Genomic DNA, 16,944 nt, shown 5'->3' with positions numbered 1-16,944 from the left:
GTCAAAACTACTCCTGTTGAAAATGATAAGAAAATACTATATGTTTGTATTCCGTGAATTTGTACAAATTCCGTATATTTAAACATTAATTAACCTAAAATACAGCCTAATTTAATGTCATTATTACTTCCCATTTTAACTGCTTTTGTGTTAGCATTTCTCTTTTTATTTAGGGGAAATGGTAAGCAAAATAAGACTTCGCAGTTTTTAGGATTGTATTTTTTACTTTGGGCTTTTGCCATTTCGTGCTTCTTTTTGGCAACTGAAAAGTTAACGTGGCTTCCTGAGAAGATTTCGGAGGTAATTATGTTACTTTTCTTTGTTTTCCTACTTGCAATTCCACCTACGATTTATCTTTACAGTGCTTTTTTGGCCGGAATTCGTCAAAACAGAAACGTAAAACATTATTATGTGGTATTTTTGCTTTTCTTCATTAATGCGTTTTCTTTTTTATATATGGATTCGAAAAAGAATCTTTTTATGAAAGAAATGAGCGAAAAAGTATTGACGTATTCCAATTATTTGGCACTACTTTTTGTGTTTCCATTATTGAGTATTTATTATCTGTTTTTATCCGTTTCTATCTTTAAAAGATATAAGAGAGAAAAACAATTGGATGCTACTTCGCCTGGAATTCACCCTAATAAATTGCTTCATTTTATTTTAGGTTACGTCATTTTTATGGTCTTGTTGCTAATAAGTCTAACAGGGATTTTACCTAAATTTTTAAAATTATCTTTCGAATTGTATTCTGCAGCTTATTTCATTTATGTGGGTTACATCAGTTGGAAACAAGAAAAATTGGATTTTGAAGTTGTACAAGAACAAAAGGAAGCTAAAGAATCAGAAATTTTTGCACCATTTTTTGAAGGATTAGAAGAAAAGTTAGGTGCCATAATGAAAGAAGAAAAACCATTTTTAGATGCCAAACTTACTTTGAATCAATTAGCTAAGAAAATTGGAAGTAATGAAAAATATTTGTCACTTTTCTTAAACTCTAAGTACGAAATGAATTTTGCCACTTATATCAATTCCTATCGAATTGAAGAAGCAAAACAACTTTTAGTACAAAAAGAAACCGCCAATTTCACTATTGAAACAATAGCAAATATGGCGGGATTTCATTCTAAATCTTCTTTCAATACTGCTTTTAAGAAAGCTACGGGTTTTACACCCTCAGAATATAAAAACCAAAAAGCTTAAAAGAGTTTTTTATTAACCAGCAACAAGATTAAATTCAGTATTTACAATTTTATCCTCTTTAATTTTAAAAGATCCAATATATGTATGTTCGGGACACCAATCTAAGTCTTGTACAAATGAAGCTTCATTGATCTTTAAAATAAAAGTCTTAGACGTTTTATCGAACGAAATTTTCATTACGTCCTTGCATTCACAATCAAAATTTTCAAATAGAACTTCTTTTTCAAACTCTTTACCTTTTTTTAAATCTTCAATTTTTATATCCTTTAAAAAATCTTCTAGAATTTTATAACTAAAAGGAGTTTGAGTTTGTTTATTAAACTTCTCAAATAAGCTTTTAATTTGAGATTTATTAAAATTTTGACTTAAACTTATATTACCAGATAATAAAGCAAAAAACAAAAATAACGTAATGTAAAACCGATTAAACATCATCAAAATCAATCTTAATCGTAGCTGTTGTTGGATATGCTTGACACGCTAATGTTAATCCTTCAGCAATCTCTGAATCGGTTAAAATTTGATTTTTCTTCATATCGGCAGCACCTTCTGTAATTTTACAAATACAACTACTGCAAATACCACCTTGACAAGAATACGGTACATCTAAACCTTGTTTTAAAGCCGCTTCTAATAAGGTTTGTTTCTGACTCATTTCGAAAGTTGTTTCTTCATCGTCTACTAAAATTGAAATTTTAGTGTGGCCTTCAGCACCACCAACGGATTCGTTTTCGTTTGAAGATGTTGAGAACAATTCGAATTTAATGTCAGCATCTGAAATGTTGTTTTCTTTCAATGTATCCGAAACCAAATTGATCATCTCTTCTGGTCCGCACAAATAGAATTTTGAAAACTCCATTTCGGCATGTTTGTTTTTCAAGATGAAATTTACCGTTGATTTATCGATTCGACCAAACAAAGCATTATCAGCAGTGGATTGACTATACACATATTGCACAAACAAGCGTCCCACATATTGCAATTGCAAATCGTGTAATTGGTTGTGGAAAATGGTATCTTTTTCTGATTTATTTCCGTAAACCAATACAAAAGTACTGTTAGGTTCTTCTTCTAAAACTGATTTTAAAATCGAATACACAGGTGTAATTCCGCTTCCAGCTACAAAAGCTGCGTAGTTTTTCTGGCGCTCTGCTTTTGGTTCGAAAGTGAATTTCCCCTCAGGAGTTCCTACTTCGATTACATTTCCAACCGCTAATTTTTCATTGGCAAATTTGGAAAAGAAACCATTTTTGATAGCTTTCACAGCAATTCGCAATTCGCCACTTTTTGGAGAAGAACAAATCGAATACGCTCTTTTAATTTCTTCGCCGTCAAGCGTAACTTTTATATTTACGTATTGCCCAGCAACAAATTGGTAATACGATTTTAATTCGTCTGGCACATTAAAAAGAATCGAAACGGCATCAGCAGTTTCTTTGATGATTTCTTTAATGCTTAATTTATAAAATGATGACATGTGATTTATTTTTTACAAAAATACTATTTATCAAGAAAATAGAAGATAGAAATTAGAAAATAGATTTTCGGATTTTCAGATGTTGGAATTTCATGTTTATTTGGAACACTGATTGATAAAATTATTGAAATAGTTATAATCTTTTATGAACTTATTAAAGTAAAACTACTTACGCTTTTTATATTCTTCTATGACTTATATGGTTAAATTTTCTGATTTTGAATTTTTTGTTCGAACTTGATTTTTGATTTTGTCCTTGTTCTTGAATTTAAAAAAATACTTAAGAATGTTATGCATAAGAAAATTATGTATATATTTGTTTTGAAATTTTAGTCTTATGAAAAACTCACAATTATATAAAGGTAGTTTGAACACTATCATTATGAAGCTTTTAGAAGAGCAAGGCCGAATGTATGGTTATGAAATTACGCAGAAAGTAAAAGAAATCACCAAAGGCGAATTGAACATCACCGAAGGTGCTTTGTATCCTGCTTTACACAAATTAGAAGCCGAAGGTTTGCTAGATGTTGAGGTAGAAAAAGTAGACAATCGCTTAAGAAAGTACTACAAACTTACCGAAAAAGGCGCCACAGAAACCGTAAACCGTTTAGCTGAATTGGAAGAATTCATCAAAAACATGCAAACGATTGTAAATCCTAAATTGAGTTATTAAGATGAAGTTGACAGCAGAACAAATCACCTACATAGAAAACTACATCAAAAGTTTTGACATCAAATATTATGAAGTCTATATGGAAATTTTAGACCACATGATTTTGAGTGTTGAAGCTATTCTGGAAGAAAATAAAGAAATTACTTTTGAAGATGCGGTTTTGAAAGCAAAAGTAGAAGGTTTTGGCAAAAAAGGTTTTAGAGGTATGATGGATGAAAGATTGCAACTTGCACAGAAACAAGCAAGAAAGGAGAACAATAAAATGATTAAAGAGTATTTTACATTTCCTAAAATTGTGATGACAATAGCTGTTTTTGTTGGATATTTTTTGTTTTTGATGTTTTTTGACGAACCAAGGATAGCTCATGCAATTATTTCTACAGCTCTTATGTTTTTTGGGTTTTCCCAGTATTTATACTTCAAAAAATTTCAAAAAATCAAAAATTTTTACATTTTAAAAACTCACATGTTGAATTTTGCTTCAATGCTGTTATTTCCTATTTATCAATTATCTAATACATTTTTAATTTTCGGGAAAGAGTCAATAGACTTTGATCATATTTTAATACGATTATTTATGACAACTGTTTTCACTTTTTTATTGATTTCGCTATTAGTTTACATTGAAATTAGAAAGAAAACTATGGAAGAATTGAAAACTCAAATTTTTGTTTAAGATGAAACTCACACCAGAACAAATAGACCGTCTTTACCAATTCACGCGCCAACATTACGTGGAATGGTACGATTTACAAACCGAATTAGTAGATCATTTAGCGAATTCAATTGAAGCACAATGGCAAGAAAACCCTAAAGTTTCTTTTGAAGATGCGTTGCAAGTGGAATTCAAAAAATTTGGGGTTTTTGGGTTTATGGATGTGGTGGAACAAAGACAATTAGCACTTAATAAAAAGTATAATTCAATTATTTGGAAACATTTCAAGGCTTTTTTTACAATTCCTAAAGTAATTCTAACTTCTGGTATTATTGGATTAACATTTTTTCTTTTAAAAAATTTACGCTTCAAAGCAGATGTAGTACTTATTGTTTTTGGTATAATTGTTTTGAGTTTCTATTTTTCTATTATCTACCTTTCAAGGAAAAACAAAAAAATAAGTAAATCAACTCAAAAAAAGTGGTTGTTTAAAGAAATTATATTAGGACGTTCTTCTTTGGTTGGAATGACCTATTTACCCATTCAAATTATTATTCATTCTGAAAAAGTAATGGATAATCCTTATGGTATTTTTATCATAAGTTTTTTAATAGTTGCAATGGCTTTAATAGAATATATTATTTTAATAGAAGTTCCTAGAAAAGCAGAAGACTATTTAAAAGAAACCTATCCCGAATATGCATTAGAAAATGCCAATTAAACAAAAAGCCTACTTTATGAGTAGGCTTTCGTTTGTTATTCCATAAACAACGCTTTTAATTCCGTTGCTTCGCTTGGTTTCATTTTTCCAGCTAAGACTAAACTTAGCTGTTTTCTTCTTAATGCTGCTTCGTAACGTTGTTTTTCTAATTCGGTTTCTGGTTCAATTGGTGGAACTGGAATTGGCCTTCCTGTTTCATCAACCGCTACAAATGTATAGATAGCTTCGTTCGCTTTATTTTTAATTCCTGATTCTCTGTCTTCAATCCAAACATCAATAAAAATTTCCATAGAAGTATTGAAAGTTCTCGACACTTTAGATTCAACGGTCACCACACTTCCTAAAGGAATAGCTCTATTAAACGCCACGTGGTTCACCGATGCCGTTACACAAATTCTACGTGAGTGTCTTCTTGCGGTAATACTTGCTGCTCTGTCCATACGCGCTAGCAATTCACCACCAAATAAGTTGTTCAATGGATTCGTTTCACCTGGTAAAACTAAGTCGGTTAAAGTAGTTACCGATTCTGAAGGAAATTTTGGTTGCATTGTTTTTTTTGCAAAGATAAAGATGAATTTGAAAATAAAATGCAAAAAAAAATCCCAAAATTGGGATTTCAATAATTTTTATGCAAAGTGTTAAAAATTTATTCGATTAACAACCAAGCTTCTGCATTGTGCGATTTTTGAATGTTTTTTCTTTCAATTTGTGCTTCGTTTAAATTTTTGAAACTTCCATAAACCACAGGATATAAGTTGTGTTTATTCATTGAAAGCATCTTAGCATTTTCAAAACCAGCAGCTTTTAGTTCAGTAATCGCTTTGTTAGCATTTTCTTCACTTCTATAAGCGCCAGCAACTAAATGATAAGGCATTTTTTCTTCAACTGGAGCAGCTACACTTAATTCAACCGCTTCAACCGGAGCGCTAATTACAAAAGTCGCTTGTTGAATTTGTTGTTGTACTTTTTCTTGAACGTTTTTTTGAACGGCTAATGTTTGATTTTCAATTTGTTGATTATTATAAGCTATATAACCAACACCACCAACACCCAACATCACCACAAAAACAGCAGCATATTTTAAATAAGAGTAATCTCTTTTTCTTTCCGGAGTAAAAATAATTGGTGCTTTTTCTTCTAAAGCTTCTACTTCTTGTTTTAAAATTTCTCTTGTAATTTCAGGAGAAACAAAACTGCTCAAACCAAACGAATCGGTTAAATAATTAACAGTATTTGCTGGTTCAAAAACCCAATTCATTTCATTGTTAACCGAAATTTCGCCAATGTTTTTCAACACTACACGATTGCGGTTTTGCAACAAATACGTCCATTCGTTGACCACATCACCAATTTTGATTACGGCTAATTCGTAGGACATTTTTTCTTGTAATGCCACATGATTTGCCAATAAACCATCATTATTTTTTACATTCGCATTAAACGAAACCACTTTTTTAGGTGGAAAAAACGAACTCGCGCTTCCAGTAACGTGAGCGGACACGGTTTCGGTTAAAAACGCACCAAAACCAGGAACAGTAACGCACTGATAACGATATAATAAGTCGGATATGTGTTTTTCTATAAGCATAACAACAAAGTTAGATAATCAATAGCAATATCAAAATTTTATCAACAAAAATTATTAACAATTCCGATTTTAAATGTAAATAATTGTAAATAAGGTATTTGTGATTTTTGTCATCCTGAGCTTGTCGAAGGGCTGCTGTCCGCTCTACACGGTGCCGCTCCCATCAGGGCTAATTAGGTTTCTATTTTCTTTTTTGGATTATTGCTAAAAAGAACTATTTTTGTTCTTCAATTATACGCCAAATAAATTTTATATACGCCATGACACAGTCAGAATTGTACCACACGCTTGCGCTCATGCAAGTGGAAGGAGTTGGAGATGTAATCGCCAAAAAACTCATCCAACATTGCGGAAACGCTACAGAAGTTTTCGCTTCAAAAAAATCCCAACTTCAAAAAATTGACGGCATTGGTTCGGTTGTAATTAAAAATTTGCAAGATAAATCCGTTTTCAAAAAAGCGGAAGCCGAACTCCAATTCATTACGCAAGAAAATATTTCCACCACTTATTTTCAAGAAGAAAACTATCCCGAACGATTAAAAAATTGTTACGACGGCCCTGTACTTTTATTCCAAGCTGGAAATATCGATTTACAAAACAAAAGAATCATTAGTATTGTCGGCACACGCCAAATCACGACATATGGTATGGAATTTACTAAGAAATTAATTGAAGAAATTTCACCTTTAAATCCAATAATTGTTAGCGGTTTTGCTTATGGTGTTGATATTTACGCACATCAAATAGCAATGGACTGTGGTTTGCAAACCATAGGTGTTTTAGCTCACGGATTAAACCAAATTTATCCGAAAACCCACAAAAAGTACATGGCAAAAATGGAACAAAACGGTGGCTTTTTAACCGAATTTTGGAGCACCAGCAATCCCGATAAAGAAAATTTCATCAAACGAAATCGGATTGTTGCCGGCATTAGCGAAGCTACCATCGTAATTGAAAGTGCAGAAAGAGGCGGTTCGTTAGTTACTGCCAATATTGCTAATGATTATAATCGAGACGTTTTCGCAGTTCCAGGAAGAACAACTGATAAATACAGTCAAGGTTGCAATAATTTGATTAAAACACAACGCGCCAACTTGCTTACTTCGGCTGCCGATTTGGTGTATATTTTGAATTGGGAATTGCAACGCGAATCTCAAAAAGTAGTACAAAAGCAATTGTTCATTTCCTTAACCGATGAAGAACAAATCATTTACGATTACCTTCAAAAAACAGGCAAAGAAATGATGGACATCATCGCTTTAGAATGCGATTTTCCTATTTATCGAATTTCTTCCATTTTGTTAAACATGGAATTAAAAGGAGTGATTAGACCTTTGCCTGGTAAGATGTTTGAGGTGGTTTGATTTTTTTGGCTTATTTTTTGATTGAAATTCCTAAATTTAGAACATGAAAAAAGCACTTAGCGTCTTATCGATAGTTTTGTTTTTATTCTCTTGCACAGAGAAACAAAAATCCTATGAAGAATTAGAAGCAGAAGTTTTGTGTGATGTGTTGCCAGAAGTTTTAGAAAGAGAATTGAAATTTTATTCTGTGAAAATTCCACCACCACCTCAAACATTAGATTCGTTAAAATATAATGACAAACAATTAGATAGTATTAAAATGCTAGATAGTTTGTCATGGGATGCCCACTTAAAAGATTATAAAGTTTATTATCAAAATCGTTTATCTGAAATAAGACAATATAAGAAAGTGCAACAAAAAGTATTAGACACTTTGTTATATGTTAAGAAATTATCTGCTGATGAAACGGTTTATTTAAAAAGTGAATTAGATTCAAGAAAAGTTGGATTAGATGAATTTAATAATTCAAATATTAATGTTAATTTAGTTCCTTATTCAAATACTTTTGAAGGGCAAGATAGAAATTCGGGAGAACAAGTTTTGTTTCTTACAAGAGTATTAATGGACGAAAAAGGAGAAAATTCTTTTTTTACTGTTTTTAAATTCTTTGGTACTTATCATGTGTTTTGTAGAAAGTTAAAAAACAACAAATGGGAGATAAGAAAAGTAATTCCTGATGACAACAATAAGCTTCGCTTAGAATAAAAAACCTCAAAATTTAGACATCTAAACTTTGAGTTTTTTTATTTTTAATTCTGTTTTAATATCAGTCGGCATTAACATACGGTCTTTAAAAGATATTTTAAAATCATATTCGATATTGTATAATTTTAAAATGGCATCTAATTCCTGTTTATCTTCGGTGTTCTTTTTACTATCAAAACGATATCTATTCAAGGCACCAAAAGCATAACCAAGCAAAACCACTGCAATACAAATAAAAATTATTATTATTGATGAGGCTATAAATATAGGTTTACCGCTAGCCTTGCTTAAAATGTTTGCGATATATTCGTTGAATTTATAGGTAAAAAGAAACATAGCCAAACTCATAATTAAGTAAACTACAAAATAGGAGTATACCCAATTCTTTTCTCTTTTTGTTTTTTCAAAAGCGATGTTAACTTCTGTAATCTTTTTTTCAAGATTGTCATTAAATGAAATCTTATCGCAGGACGCATTAAAATTTGGATTACGATTGGTTAAACTGCAAAAAACTCCAATTTCAAGATTTTGTGATTTGTTTTTACACAATTCACAATGCTTGAAGAGTCTTTTTGAGTTTTTGTTCATCTGTAAAAGATGTTAATTAATATCCCAACTTCTCTCTAACTCTTTTCAAAACGCCATTTGCTACTTCACTAGCTTTTGCAGCGCCTTCAAGCAATAATTTATCTACTTCTTCTAAGTTGTTGATGTAGTAATTGTATTTTTCTCTTTCGGTTTTGAATTTCTCAACGATTAATTCAAACAAGGCTTGTTTCGCGTGACCGTAACCGTAATTTCCTGCTTCGTATTTGGCACGTAAATCGACCACTTCTTTTGCAGAACCTAATAATTTGTATAAAGCAAACACATTACAAGTGTCTGGGTTTTTTGGTTCTTCAAGCGGAGTGCTGTCGGTTTCAATAGTTTTTATTTGTTTTAATAACGCTTTATCGTCTAAAAAGATATTGATAAAATTGTTTCTCGATTTACTCATTTTTTGTCCGTCTGTTCCTGGAATAATCATGATTTGCTCATCGATTTTAGCTTCAGGCAATACAAACGTTTCACCCATTTGGTGATTGAATCTCGAAGCTACATCACGGGTAATTTCTAAATGTTGCAATTGATCTTTTCCAACAGGAACAAAGTTTGCATCATACAATAAAATATCAGCCGCCATTAACATCGGATACGAAAACAATCCGGCATTTACATCGTCTAATCTATCGGCTTTATCTTTGAAAGAATGAGCCAATGTTAAACGTTGAAACGGAAAAAAGCAACTCAAATACCAAGAAAGCTCGGTCGTTTGAGGCACATCAGATTGGCGATAAAAAACCACACGATTTGTATCTAAACCACACGCCAGCCAAGCCGCCGCAACACTATATGTGTTTTGTCTTAATTCTGCTCCATTTTTGATTTGCGTAATCGAATGCAAATCGGCAATAAAAAGAAAAGACTCGTTATCAGGATTGTTTGCCATTTGAATAGCAGGAATAATTGCTCCTAATAAATTACCTAAGTGTGGGGTTCCTGTACTTTGAACTCCGGTTAAGATTTTTGCCATTATAATGTGTTTTTTTAACGCAAAGATGTTAAGTTCTTCAAGTTATTATTTTGAAATGCAAATGTAGCGTAAAAACAGAAAAGTAAAAAGAGATAGGTTTTATATAAATGATTACTTTTGGAAAACAAATAAACTTGCTAAATGAAATTTTTAAAATATCCGCTTACATTATTATATCGAGTTTGGTTTTACATCTTGGTTTTGGTTCCAATCATTGTACTGTTTCCATTTATTTTAGCTACGATTTTAAGTGAGAAAACGTATCCGTTATTTTTTAAAATTGCAAGGTTATGGTCTAAGGTTATTTTAATAGGAATGGGATTCCATTATTCTATCGAAGGCGATGAAGTTTTTGAAGATGGCAAAAGTTATATGTTAGTTGCCAATCATACTTCAATGACGGATATTATGTTAATGTTGATTGCTGTTAAAAATCATCCGTTTGTATTTGTGGGAAAGAAAGAATTGGCTAAGATTCCAATTTTTGGTTTTATTTATAAACGCGTTTGTATTTTGGTTGATAGAGCAAACAGTAAAAGTCGTTATCAAGTTTTTGAGCGTGCTCAAAAAAGAATTCACCAAGGATTGAGTATTTGTATTTTTCCAGAAGGAGGTGTTCCAGAGGAACATATAGTATTAGACGAATTTAAAGACGGCGCTTTCAGAATTGCTATTGAACACGGTTTACCAATTGTTCCGATGGTATTTTTTGATAATAAAAAACGATTCTCTTATACTTTTTTTAGTGGAAGTCCAGGAAAAATGCGAGCTAAAATTTACCCAATAATTGAAACGAAAGGCAAAACATTGGAAGACAGAAATGCATTGAAACAACAAGTGCGTCAACTAATTTTAGAACCTTTGGAAAACGATTTAAAATAAAAAAGTCCCATTTTCTGGGACTTTTTCAGTTTCATTTTAACTAGAAACGAAACAACTTAACTTAAATTTAAGCTTAACCAACTAAAGCTTAAAAACTAAAACTTATTCCAGAATACAAACCGATAAAATAAGGTTTGAAGTTACCAGAATTCTCACTAAACGTATTGATTTGGTATTTAAACATAGGTTGGAAATTCGCATTAAAATTTTTCCAAAAACTGTATTTAAAACCCAAACCGACATTACTACTAAAATGTATATTGTTTAAATTATTTGCACTACCAATACTCATTTCTTGCCCATTTGAGACAAGAGATACGTTGTTTTCGCTTAAAAATAAAGTACTAACACCACCAATTACATCTATTCCAAATTTTTTATCGATTAATTTATAACTTAACTCTAAGGGAACTTCGATGAATCCAATTTCTTGATTTAAGGAGCCATCATATTTTACAAGAGGCGTCCCAATAACAGACACAAATTGACCATTATCTTGTAATTTACTTTCTATATTGATCATTTTTCCTGCATTGTTTGTTTTAATATTCTCTAAAGGCTTAGCTCCTATATCCTGATAAAAAGTGATATCATTTGTATTGTAATCAATTTTTAAACTATTTATACCTGTTTTTACAGTAAGTTTTTTGGTTATGTTATAATTTATTCCAACACCATAACTTAATGTACTATTAAAACTTTTTTGATTTGCGATTAGTCTAGAATCAATAGAAGAGCCTTCGGCTAATGAATTGAAATAAACAGGCGATGCGTTAGTGCTAACCGCCCATTTACTCCTTTTCTCTTTTTCTTTTTCATCTTCATTTCTCCCTTCCTCTTTTGCTGCAAGCAATTCTTCTAGTGGATTTTTTTCTTCAGCAATTTTTGCCACTAGCGTACTATCTTTAGTAATGATTTGTGTTGATGCAACAATTGTTGTTGAATTGTTGTTTTCTTTTAAATCATCATTGGTATTATTTGTAACAATTGTTTCTTTTTTATCTTTTTCAAAAAAAGCATCAATCTTATCTGAATTGATATTCTTATTATTAGTTTGATCAATGGATTTTTTCTTTTGATCTATAACTAAACTTTTATCATTTGAATTAACAAACACATTTTCATTACCTATCAATTCATCGTTTGGTATTGTGATGTTGTTGTTTTTTGCAGTATTTCTTTTTTTGTTTTTCGAAATGTTATTTCCTTTAGTGTTATCAACAATATTACCATTTGAATTAGTAAATGATGATATAGTTGAATTTGATTTTTTGTTTTCTTTTGAACCAGAAACAATGACATTTTTTGTTTTCGTTATGCTATTTGTATTAATTTTATTCTGATTAATATTTTCTTCAAATTTATTTTTTTCAGAAGTTTTTTGATTTAATTCATTTGACTCAGAACTTGTAATTCTAGAATTTTTGATTCCAGTATTTGAAATATTGTTGTCATTATTTGTTTTGTTTTTAGCATCTTCAGAAACAATAGTGTTGGTATTGTCTTGAATTAAATTATCCTGTTCAGATTGATAATTCAAAATTAATGTTCCCACAATAATTAAAGAAGCTGCAATTCCTGAAAGTTGAAACCAAAAAGGAATAACTCTCTTTTTTTTCTTCTTTTCATTTAATCGAGAAGCGATCATATCCCAAGAACCTTGAGGCGGAGTCGCTTCAAAGTCTTTGAATTTTTCTTGAAATAATCGTTCTATATTTTTTTGTTCTTTCATTTTGTTTTTTTAATTGAATAGTTGTTATTCAATTCTATTTTTTCTTTCAAAATTCCTTTCGCTCTAGCTAAATTTGATTTTGAAGTTCCAATATTTATGTTCAACATTTCTGCAATTTCTTTGTGAGAATAATCATCCATCACATATAAGTTAAAAACTAATCGATAGCGATCTGGTAGTTCTTGAATAATCTTTGTTAAGAATTCTAATGAAACATTCTCGTCTTCAATTTCTACGTTTTCTTCATCAGCTATTTTTTCAGAAACTATTTCAAAAACACCTTTATTTCTATATTGTTGTAAGGTGTAATTTATAGTTATCCTTTTAGCCCATCCTTCAAATGAACCTTTATTTTTAAATTGACTTATTTTATCAAAAATGATTAAAAAACTTTCTTGTAAATTGTCTTGTGCTTCGGCATAATCCCTCGAATACTTCAAACACACAGAAAATAACTTTGGCGCTAATAGATGGTAAAGTTGTTCTTGTGCTTTGGTATTATTTTTAGTACATTCATATATGAGTTGTTCTAAAATCAAAATTATATTAGTTTACTATCGCTTCATATTCTAAATATTCGTCCACTCCTGATGCATTTGTACCTGTCCAAAATTTAAATAAATAAGTTTGGCTTTCGGTAGGTTTAAAATCTAAAATAACCTCATAAGGACCTTCTTCAATTGCATTTTCACAAGTATTAGATTTTAATTTCACAGCATTAATTGCTACAATTCTTGTAATACCTTCATAGTTGTAATAAAAGCCATCATATAAATGACAAGTTGTTGGTCTTCTGTATTTGATTTTTATTTGGTTAATAACATTTACATTGAAATTAACAGGCATTTCAACAGATTCAACAGGAAGAATAACATATTCAACATTCGGTTCATCGTCCAAGCTGCAAGAGTTAAAAACAAAAAGTAAACTCAATAACAAAACTAACTTTTTCATTTTTTTAAATATGTGTTTTCATTATAGATTAATAATTATATAAAAGGTTGCGTTAAATTACAAAAAAAATCACGCTCAAGGCGTGATTTAATTTTTATGCGTTATTTTCTTTTATTAGATCTTTAATTTTTTGTTCTAACTCATCCATTAATTCTGGGTTGTCTTTGATTAATGCTTTTACAGCATCTCTACCTTGACCCAATTTAGTTTCTCCGTAACTAAACCATGAACCACTTTTTTTGATGATTTCAAATTCTACAGCTAAGTCTAAAACCTCACCTACTTTTGAAATTCCTTCACCATACATAATGTCAAATTCGGCAGTTCTGAAAGGTGGTGCTACTTTGTTTTTAACGATTTTTACTTTAGTTCTGTTACCTAAAACATTATCGCCATCTTTAATTTGAGTCGATTTACGAATATCAATACGAACTGAAGCATAGAATTTTAATGCATTTCCTCCTGTTGTAGTTTCTGGACTTCCAAACATCACTCCAATTTTATCACGTAATTGGTTAATGAAGAAAACGGTACAGTTTGTTTTATGAATCGTTCCTGTTAACTTTCTCAAAGCTTGCGACATTAAACGCGCGTGTAATCCCATTTTAGAATCACCCATATCGCCTTCAATTTCACTTTTTGGTGTTAAAGCAGCAACCGAGTCAATAACAACAATGTCAACAGCTCCCGAACGAATTAAACTTTCCGCAATTTCTAAGGCTTGTTCTCCATTATCTGGTTGTGAAATAATTAAGTTATCAATATCGATTCCTAATTTTTCTGCATAAAAACGATCAAATGCGTGTTCTGCGTCAATAAATGCTGCAATTCCTCCTGCTTTTTGAGCTTCAGCAATGGCGTGTAATGTTAACGTAGTTTTACCTGACGATTCTGGTCCGTAGATTTCAATAACTCTTCCTCTTGGGTAACCATTTACACCAAGTGCTAAGTCGATTCCTAATGAACCCGACGGAATAGCTTCTATTTCTTCAACAGCGCTATCGCCTAATTTCATTACGGTTCCTTTTCCGTATGTTTTGTCAAGTTTGTCTAATGTTAATTGTAAGGCTTTTAATTTGGCTTCTTTATCTGCACTCATAATATGATATTTTTCGTAAAAATACTTAATTTTTTTTATTGCTTAAAAATTTAGGAATTAAAAATAAAATCTTTTGTTCTATAAAAAATTGAATTAATTCCTCTTCTTCCACTGTAAAGTTTTTATTGTTAGATGAATTCAGTAAATTTGAAATCATTTTTTTGTTTTCATCACCTTTGAATTCTAATAAAAATTCATTTTGTTCAATGGTTATTAAACAATCTTCTTCGGTGAAATCAAATTGTGCAATCGGATTTTTAACAAAAAACGAATCTTGATTTGGATATGTTTTTTGCAACAGAGCATATAAACTACTAATAATTTTTTTTGTTCCAATCGAGGTTAAACAAACTTTGTTTTCACAATTTAAAATGACATCATAATTGCATTTTAAAGAACAATTTCCGGGTTTTCCCCAAACAATTTCGTTTTGCTCAGAAAAACTTCCCCATGAACCCGGACCAGTTGGTCCATAAATACCTACGGTTGGCGTATTAAAACCTCCAGCAACATGAGTAATTCCGGCATCATTTCCAATGTGAAATAATGCTCCAGCCATGGCATCACCAACATCGTGTAAATCGCCAGTAACTAATTCAATATGAGAATATTGTTTTGACAATAATTCCAAAGGATTTGGATCTTCTTTTCCTAAAATAATTTTACAATTTAATGATGGAAACAATTCAAAAAGTTCTTCAATTAAATCGGCATAATTTTTTGTTGGCCAAATTTTCAATAAAAATCCTGCGCCAGGATGAATGGTATAAAATGGATTTTCAAAATTTGTATTTCTTTCAAAATATGGAAACCCTTCATTTTTATTAGAGATTTTATTGTGAAATCTCGCAATCGCGTCTATGTAATGTTGGATAGAATGCTGCTTAACTTTCTTTCCGGTAATGTAATTTATTTGATTGTATGTTCTATCAAAAATCGGGTAATTTCCCAGTTCAATTACTCTATCAAATTTATCTTCTTGAAGTTTAATTTCCTTTTCATCAACTACATTTATTCCTTGTAAATGTTTACTAAAAAACGAAACTAATCGAGTACTAACAGCAAAAGTGACACTATCAGAAACATCTTTTAATTTATATATTGATGGTAAAGTAAAGAAAATATCACCCAAACCACCATAACTTTTATACACCAAAACATTTCCTAAACTATTTTCAGAAATTGGTTTTTCAGCATTAAAAATGGTAGAAACTTTATCCCAAAAAACCATTGGTGTTTCCTTCATTTCTTTTTTGGCTCTTTCCACATCATTTGGATAAAAATCAAACGACCAAGTTCCAACTTTATCATTGGTAATCAATTCGCAACCCGACAAAAATGCTTCTGCAGCTAATCTTCCAGAAGGTTCAGGCCAAAATGGTTTGATGAAAAAAGTTTTTGTTTTCCCTAAAATTTGAATTACTTCATCATTAGGAATAGGTTCTTTAAAAATAACATTGCTTGGAATTTCGCAATTGAGTTTATTTTCTCCATAAACCACAAACTCTTTTTCGGAATTTTCTTTTACAAAATCTACAAACTCATAACCTCCTTTTAATTTGTTTAATTCGCCAAAAAACGGAATAATTTCTTCTTTAATTTCCGAAATTGAAATTTTATCAACTTCAACTGTTGGCGGCATAATTAAATGATTTGTAACAGCTTCGCCAAAAAAATCAAAATGCGAATTGTAATGATTAGGTGATTGAAAAACATTGAATTCCGAATTTAAGAATAAATTCCTGAACAAATGAAACTTGTTGGTATGACAACAATTTTTGATGTTCCAATCAACCGTACACAGAATATTTCTTCTAACGCAGAAGTTATAATCGTATTCAACTTTTACATAAGGTTTCTCACTTTTAAGTAAAAATTCTAAAAGTAAAAATTCAAAACGGCATCTTGAAGTACTATTTAGAATAACTAAATCTGTATTAGAAATCGCTTTTTTTGTCTCCTCAAAATTTTCCAATAAATCGGTCGTAACAATATAACCCAACTTAGTCCCTAATTGGACGAGTTGGGTTATAGTTAGTTCAGCTCCTCTTTTTAAAGTAAGAGAAGTATCATGTAAAAATAGAATCTTTTTCAAATGTTATCCTCCGTAGTAGCCATCATCATAATAACCATCATCGTAGTATCCATCGTCATAATAACCATCATCGTAGTATCCATTGCTGTAGTTATCATCATCTGAAGAACATGACGAAACTAAATTTCCAGTAACTATAATGGCTGTTGTTGCCAATAATACTTTACCAGAATTTTTTAAAAAACCGCGTCTATTCATAATAAAATGTTTTTTGTTTTCTAT

General features: G+C 30.8%; 19 protein-coding genes. 7 read left to right on the top strand and 12 right to left on the bottom strand.

The window, feature by feature from the left end:
• The first annotated feature begins 114 nt into the window (after nucleotides 1-114).
• On the top strand, nucleotides 115-1,203 hold the full coding sequence (locus M9Q43_RS01765) for a helix-turn-helix domain-containing protein (RefSeq protein WP_262317259.1): 1,089 nt from the start codon (nucleotides 115-117) through the stop codon (nucleotides 1,201-1,203).
• A 12-nt stretch (nucleotides 1,204-1,215) separates the two neighbouring features.
• Here M9Q43_RS01765 and M9Q43_RS01760 read toward each other — a convergent pair whose 3' ends face one another.
• Together M9Q43_RS01760 and M9Q43_RS01755 are read right to left on the bottom strand one after the other, a co-directional pair.
• On the bottom strand, nucleotides 1,216-1,605 hold the full coding sequence (locus M9Q43_RS01760; protein ID WP_262317258.1) for a hypothetical protein: 390 nt from the start codon (nucleotides 1,603-1,605) through the stop codon (nucleotides 1,216-1,218).
• A 22-nt stretch (nucleotides 1,606-1,627) separates the two neighbouring features.
• Nucleotides 1,628-2,680, bottom strand: coding sequence for a ferredoxin--NADP reductase (locus M9Q43_RS01755; protein ID WP_262317257.1), 1,053 nt, complete (start codon nucleotides 2,678-2,680; stop codon nucleotides 1,628-1,630).
• 337 nt (nucleotides 2,681-3,017) lie between these two features.
• On the opposite strand from M9Q43_RS01755, the gene M9Q43_RS01750 reads away from it, so the two are divergent.
• The 3 genes from M9Q43_RS01750 to M9Q43_RS01740 are packed head-to-tail and all read left to right on the top strand — an operon-like array spanning nucleotide 3,018 to nucleotide 4,729.
• Complete coding sequence (locus tag M9Q43_RS01750) at nucleotides 3,018-3,353, top strand: PadR family transcriptional regulator (RefSeq protein ID WP_262317256.1); 336 nt, start codon at nucleotides 3,018-3,020, stop codon at nucleotides 3,351-3,353.
• A 1-nt stretch (nucleotide 3,354) separates the two neighbouring features.
• Nucleotides 3,355-4,029 carry a hypothetical protein gene (locus M9Q43_RS01745; RefSeq protein WP_262317255.1) on the top strand — a complete coding sequence of 225 codons (675 nt, stop codon included), beginning with the start codon at nucleotides 3,355-3,357 and terminating at the stop codon, nucleotides 4,027-4,029.
• A gap of 1 nt (nucleotide 4,030) precedes the next feature.
• Nucleotides 4,031-4,729: a hypothetical protein gene (locus tag M9Q43_RS01740; RefSeq protein WP_262317254.1), complete on the top strand. Its 699-nt coding sequence runs from the start codon at nucleotides 4,031-4,033 to the stop codon at nucleotides 4,727-4,729.
• A 35-nt stretch (nucleotides 4,730-4,764) separates the two neighbouring features.
• Here the strand turns inward: M9Q43_RS01740 and M9Q43_RS01735 are convergent, their stop codons facing one another.
• Together M9Q43_RS01735 and M9Q43_RS01730 are read right to left on the bottom strand one after the other, a co-directional pair.
• A complete protein-coding gene (locus M9Q43_RS01735) occupies nucleotides 4,765-5,277 on the bottom strand; it encodes an acyl-CoA thioesterase (protein ID WP_111566472.1) in 513 nt (170 codons plus the stop codon).
• Nucleotides 5,278-5,375: 98 nt separating this feature from the next.
• Nucleotides 5,376-6,317: an HU domain-containing protein gene (locus M9Q43_RS01730; RefSeq protein WP_262317253.1), complete on the bottom strand. Its 942-nt coding sequence runs from the start codon at nucleotides 6,315-6,317 to the stop codon at nucleotides 5,376-5,378.
• 260 nt (nucleotides 6,318-6,577) lie between these two features.
• Between M9Q43_RS01730 and dprA the strand changes: the two genes are divergently transcribed.
• Both dprA and M9Q43_RS01720 read left to right on the top strand, forming a co-directional pair.
• A complete protein-coding gene (dprA, locus tag M9Q43_RS01725; protein WP_262317252.1) occupies nucleotides 6,578-7,681 on the top strand; it encodes a DNA-processing protein DprA in 1,104 nt (367 codons plus the stop codon).
• 43 nt (nucleotides 7,682-7,724) lie between these two features.
• A complete protein-coding gene (locus tag M9Q43_RS01720) occupies nucleotides 7,725-8,387 on the top strand; it encodes a hypothetical protein (RefSeq protein WP_262317251.1) in 663 nt (220 codons plus the stop codon).
• Nucleotides 8,388-8,408: 21 nt separating this feature from the next.
• On the opposite strand, the gene M9Q43_RS01715 is transcribed toward M9Q43_RS01720, so the two are convergent.
• Together M9Q43_RS01715 and trpS are read right to left on the bottom strand one after the other, a co-directional pair.
• Entirely contained in the window at nucleotides 8,409-8,975 is a 567-nt protein-coding gene (locus M9Q43_RS01715) for a hypothetical protein (RefSeq protein ID WP_262317250.1), read from the bottom strand.
• A gap of 16 nt (nucleotides 8,976-8,991) precedes the next feature.
• Entirely contained in the window at nucleotides 8,992-9,960 is a 969-nt protein-coding gene (gene trpS / locus M9Q43_RS01710) for a tryptophan--tRNA ligase (protein WP_262317249.1), read from the bottom strand.
• A gap of 141 nt (nucleotides 9,961-10,101) precedes the next feature.
• On the opposite strand from trpS, the gene M9Q43_RS01705 reads away from it, so the two are divergent.
• Entirely contained in the window at nucleotides 10,102-10,842 is a 741-nt protein-coding gene (locus M9Q43_RS01705) for a lysophospholipid acyltransferase family protein (protein WP_262317248.1), read from the top strand.
• Nucleotides 10,843-10,930: 88 nt separating this feature from the next.
• On the opposite strand, the gene M9Q43_RS01700 is transcribed toward M9Q43_RS01705, so the two are convergent.
• From M9Q43_RS01700 to M9Q43_RS01675, 6 genes are all read right to left on the bottom strand, one after another.
• Nucleotides 10,931-12,574: a hypothetical protein gene (locus tag M9Q43_RS01700; RefSeq protein WP_262317247.1), complete on the bottom strand. Its 1,644-nt coding sequence runs from the start codon at nucleotides 12,572-12,574 to the stop codon at nucleotides 10,931-10,933.
• Complete coding sequence (locus M9Q43_RS01695; protein WP_262317246.1) at nucleotides 12,571-13,113, bottom strand: RNA polymerase sigma factor; 543 nt, start codon at nucleotides 13,111-13,113, stop codon at nucleotides 12,571-12,573. Before M9Q43_RS01695 ends, M9Q43_RS01700 begins: the two co-directional genes overlap by 4 nt.
• Before the next feature lie 7 nt (nucleotides 13,114-13,120).
• Entirely contained in the window at nucleotides 13,121-13,528 is a 408-nt protein-coding gene (locus tag M9Q43_RS01690; RefSeq protein ID WP_262317245.1) for a hypothetical protein, read from the bottom strand.
• A gap of 94 nt (nucleotides 13,529-13,622) precedes the next feature.
• Complete coding sequence (gene recA, locus M9Q43_RS01685; RefSeq protein WP_262317244.1) at nucleotides 13,623-14,627, bottom strand: recombinase RecA; 1,005 nt, start codon at nucleotides 14,625-14,627, stop codon at nucleotides 13,623-13,625.
• Between the two features lie 25 nt (nucleotides 14,628-14,652).
• Nucleotides 14,653-16,722: a glycosyltransferase family 9 protein gene (locus tag M9Q43_RS01680; protein WP_262317243.1), complete on the bottom strand. Its 2,070-nt coding sequence runs from the start codon at nucleotides 16,720-16,722 to the stop codon at nucleotides 14,653-14,655.
• 3 nt (nucleotides 16,723-16,725) lie between these two features.
• A complete protein-coding gene (locus M9Q43_RS01675; RefSeq protein ID WP_262317242.1) occupies nucleotides 16,726-16,920 on the bottom strand; it encodes a hypothetical protein in 195 nt (64 codons plus the stop codon).
• Nucleotides 16,921-16,944 lie beyond the last annotated feature (24 nt).

The organism is Flavobacterium odoriferum (assembly GCF_025499515.1).
GTDB lineage: Bacteria > Bacteroidota > Bacteroidia > Flavobacteriales > Flavobacteriaceae > Flavobacterium > Flavobacterium odoriferum.
Note: the sequence above shows the minus strand (reverse complement) of the source record. Positions and strands in the feature narration are given on the sequence as shown.

What these genes read in the sequence shown, in the direction of transcription:
- M9Q43_RS01765 (WP_262317259.1), top strand. Translation starts at nt 115, where the DNA reads ATGTCATTATTACTTCCCATTTTAACTGCTTTTGTGTTAGCATTTCTC.
- M9Q43_RS01755 (WP_262317257.1), bottom strand. Translation starts at nt 2,680, where the DNA reads ATGTCATCATTTTATAAATTAAGCATTAAAGAAATCATCAAAGAAACT.
- M9Q43_RS01750 (WP_262317256.1), top strand. Translation starts at nt 3,018, where the DNA reads ATGAAAAACTCACAATTATATAAAGGTAGTTTGAACACTATCATTATG.
- M9Q43_RS01745 (WP_262317255.1), top strand. Translation starts at nt 3,355, where the DNA reads ATGAAGTTGACAGCAGAACAAATCACCTACATAGAAAACTACATCAAA.
- M9Q43_RS01740 (WP_262317254.1), top strand. Translation starts at nt 4,031, where the DNA reads ATGAAACTCACACCAGAACAAATAGACCGTCTTTACCAATTCACGCGC.
- M9Q43_RS01735 (WP_111566472.1), bottom strand. Translation starts at nt 5,277, where the DNA reads ATGCAACCAAAATTTCCTTCAGAATCGGTAACTACTTTAACCGACTTA.
- M9Q43_RS01730 (WP_262317253.1), bottom strand. Translation starts at nt 6,317, where the DNA reads ATGCTTATAGAAAAACACATATCCGACTTATTATATCGTTATCAGTGC.
- dprA (WP_262317252.1), top strand. Translation starts at nt 6,578, where the DNA reads ATGACACAGTCAGAATTGTACCACACGCTTGCGCTCATGCAAGTGGAA.
- M9Q43_RS01720 (WP_262317251.1), top strand. Translation starts at nt 7,725, where the DNA reads ATGAAAAAAGCACTTAGCGTCTTATCGATAGTTTTGTTTTTATTCTCT.
- M9Q43_RS01715 (WP_262317250.1), bottom strand. Translation starts at nt 8,975, where the DNA reads ATGAACAAAAACTCAAAAAGACTCTTCAAGCATTGTGAATTGTGTAAA.
- trpS (WP_262317249.1), bottom strand. Translation starts at nt 9,960, where the DNA reads ATGGCAAAAATCTTAACCGGAGTTCAAAGTACAGGAACCCCACACTTA.
- M9Q43_RS01705 (WP_262317248.1), top strand. Translation starts at nt 10,102, where the DNA reads ATGAAATTTTTAAAATATCCGCTTACATTATTATATCGAGTTTGGTTT.
- M9Q43_RS01700 (WP_262317247.1), bottom strand. Translation starts at nt 12,574, where the DNA reads ATGAAAGAACAAAAAAATATAGAACGATTATTTCAAGAAAAATTCAAA.
- M9Q43_RS01690 (WP_262317245.1), bottom strand. Translation starts at nt 13,528, where the DNA reads ATGAAAAAGTTAGTTTTGTTATTGAGTTTACTTTTTGTTTTTAACTCT.
- recA (WP_262317244.1), bottom strand. Translation starts at nt 14,627, where the DNA reads ATGAGTGCAGATAAAGAAGCCAAATTAAAAGCCTTACAATTAACATTA.
- M9Q43_RS01675 (WP_262317242.1), bottom strand. Translation starts at nt 16,920, where the DNA reads ATGAATAGACGCGGTTTTTTAAAAAATTCTGGTAAAGTATTATTGGCA.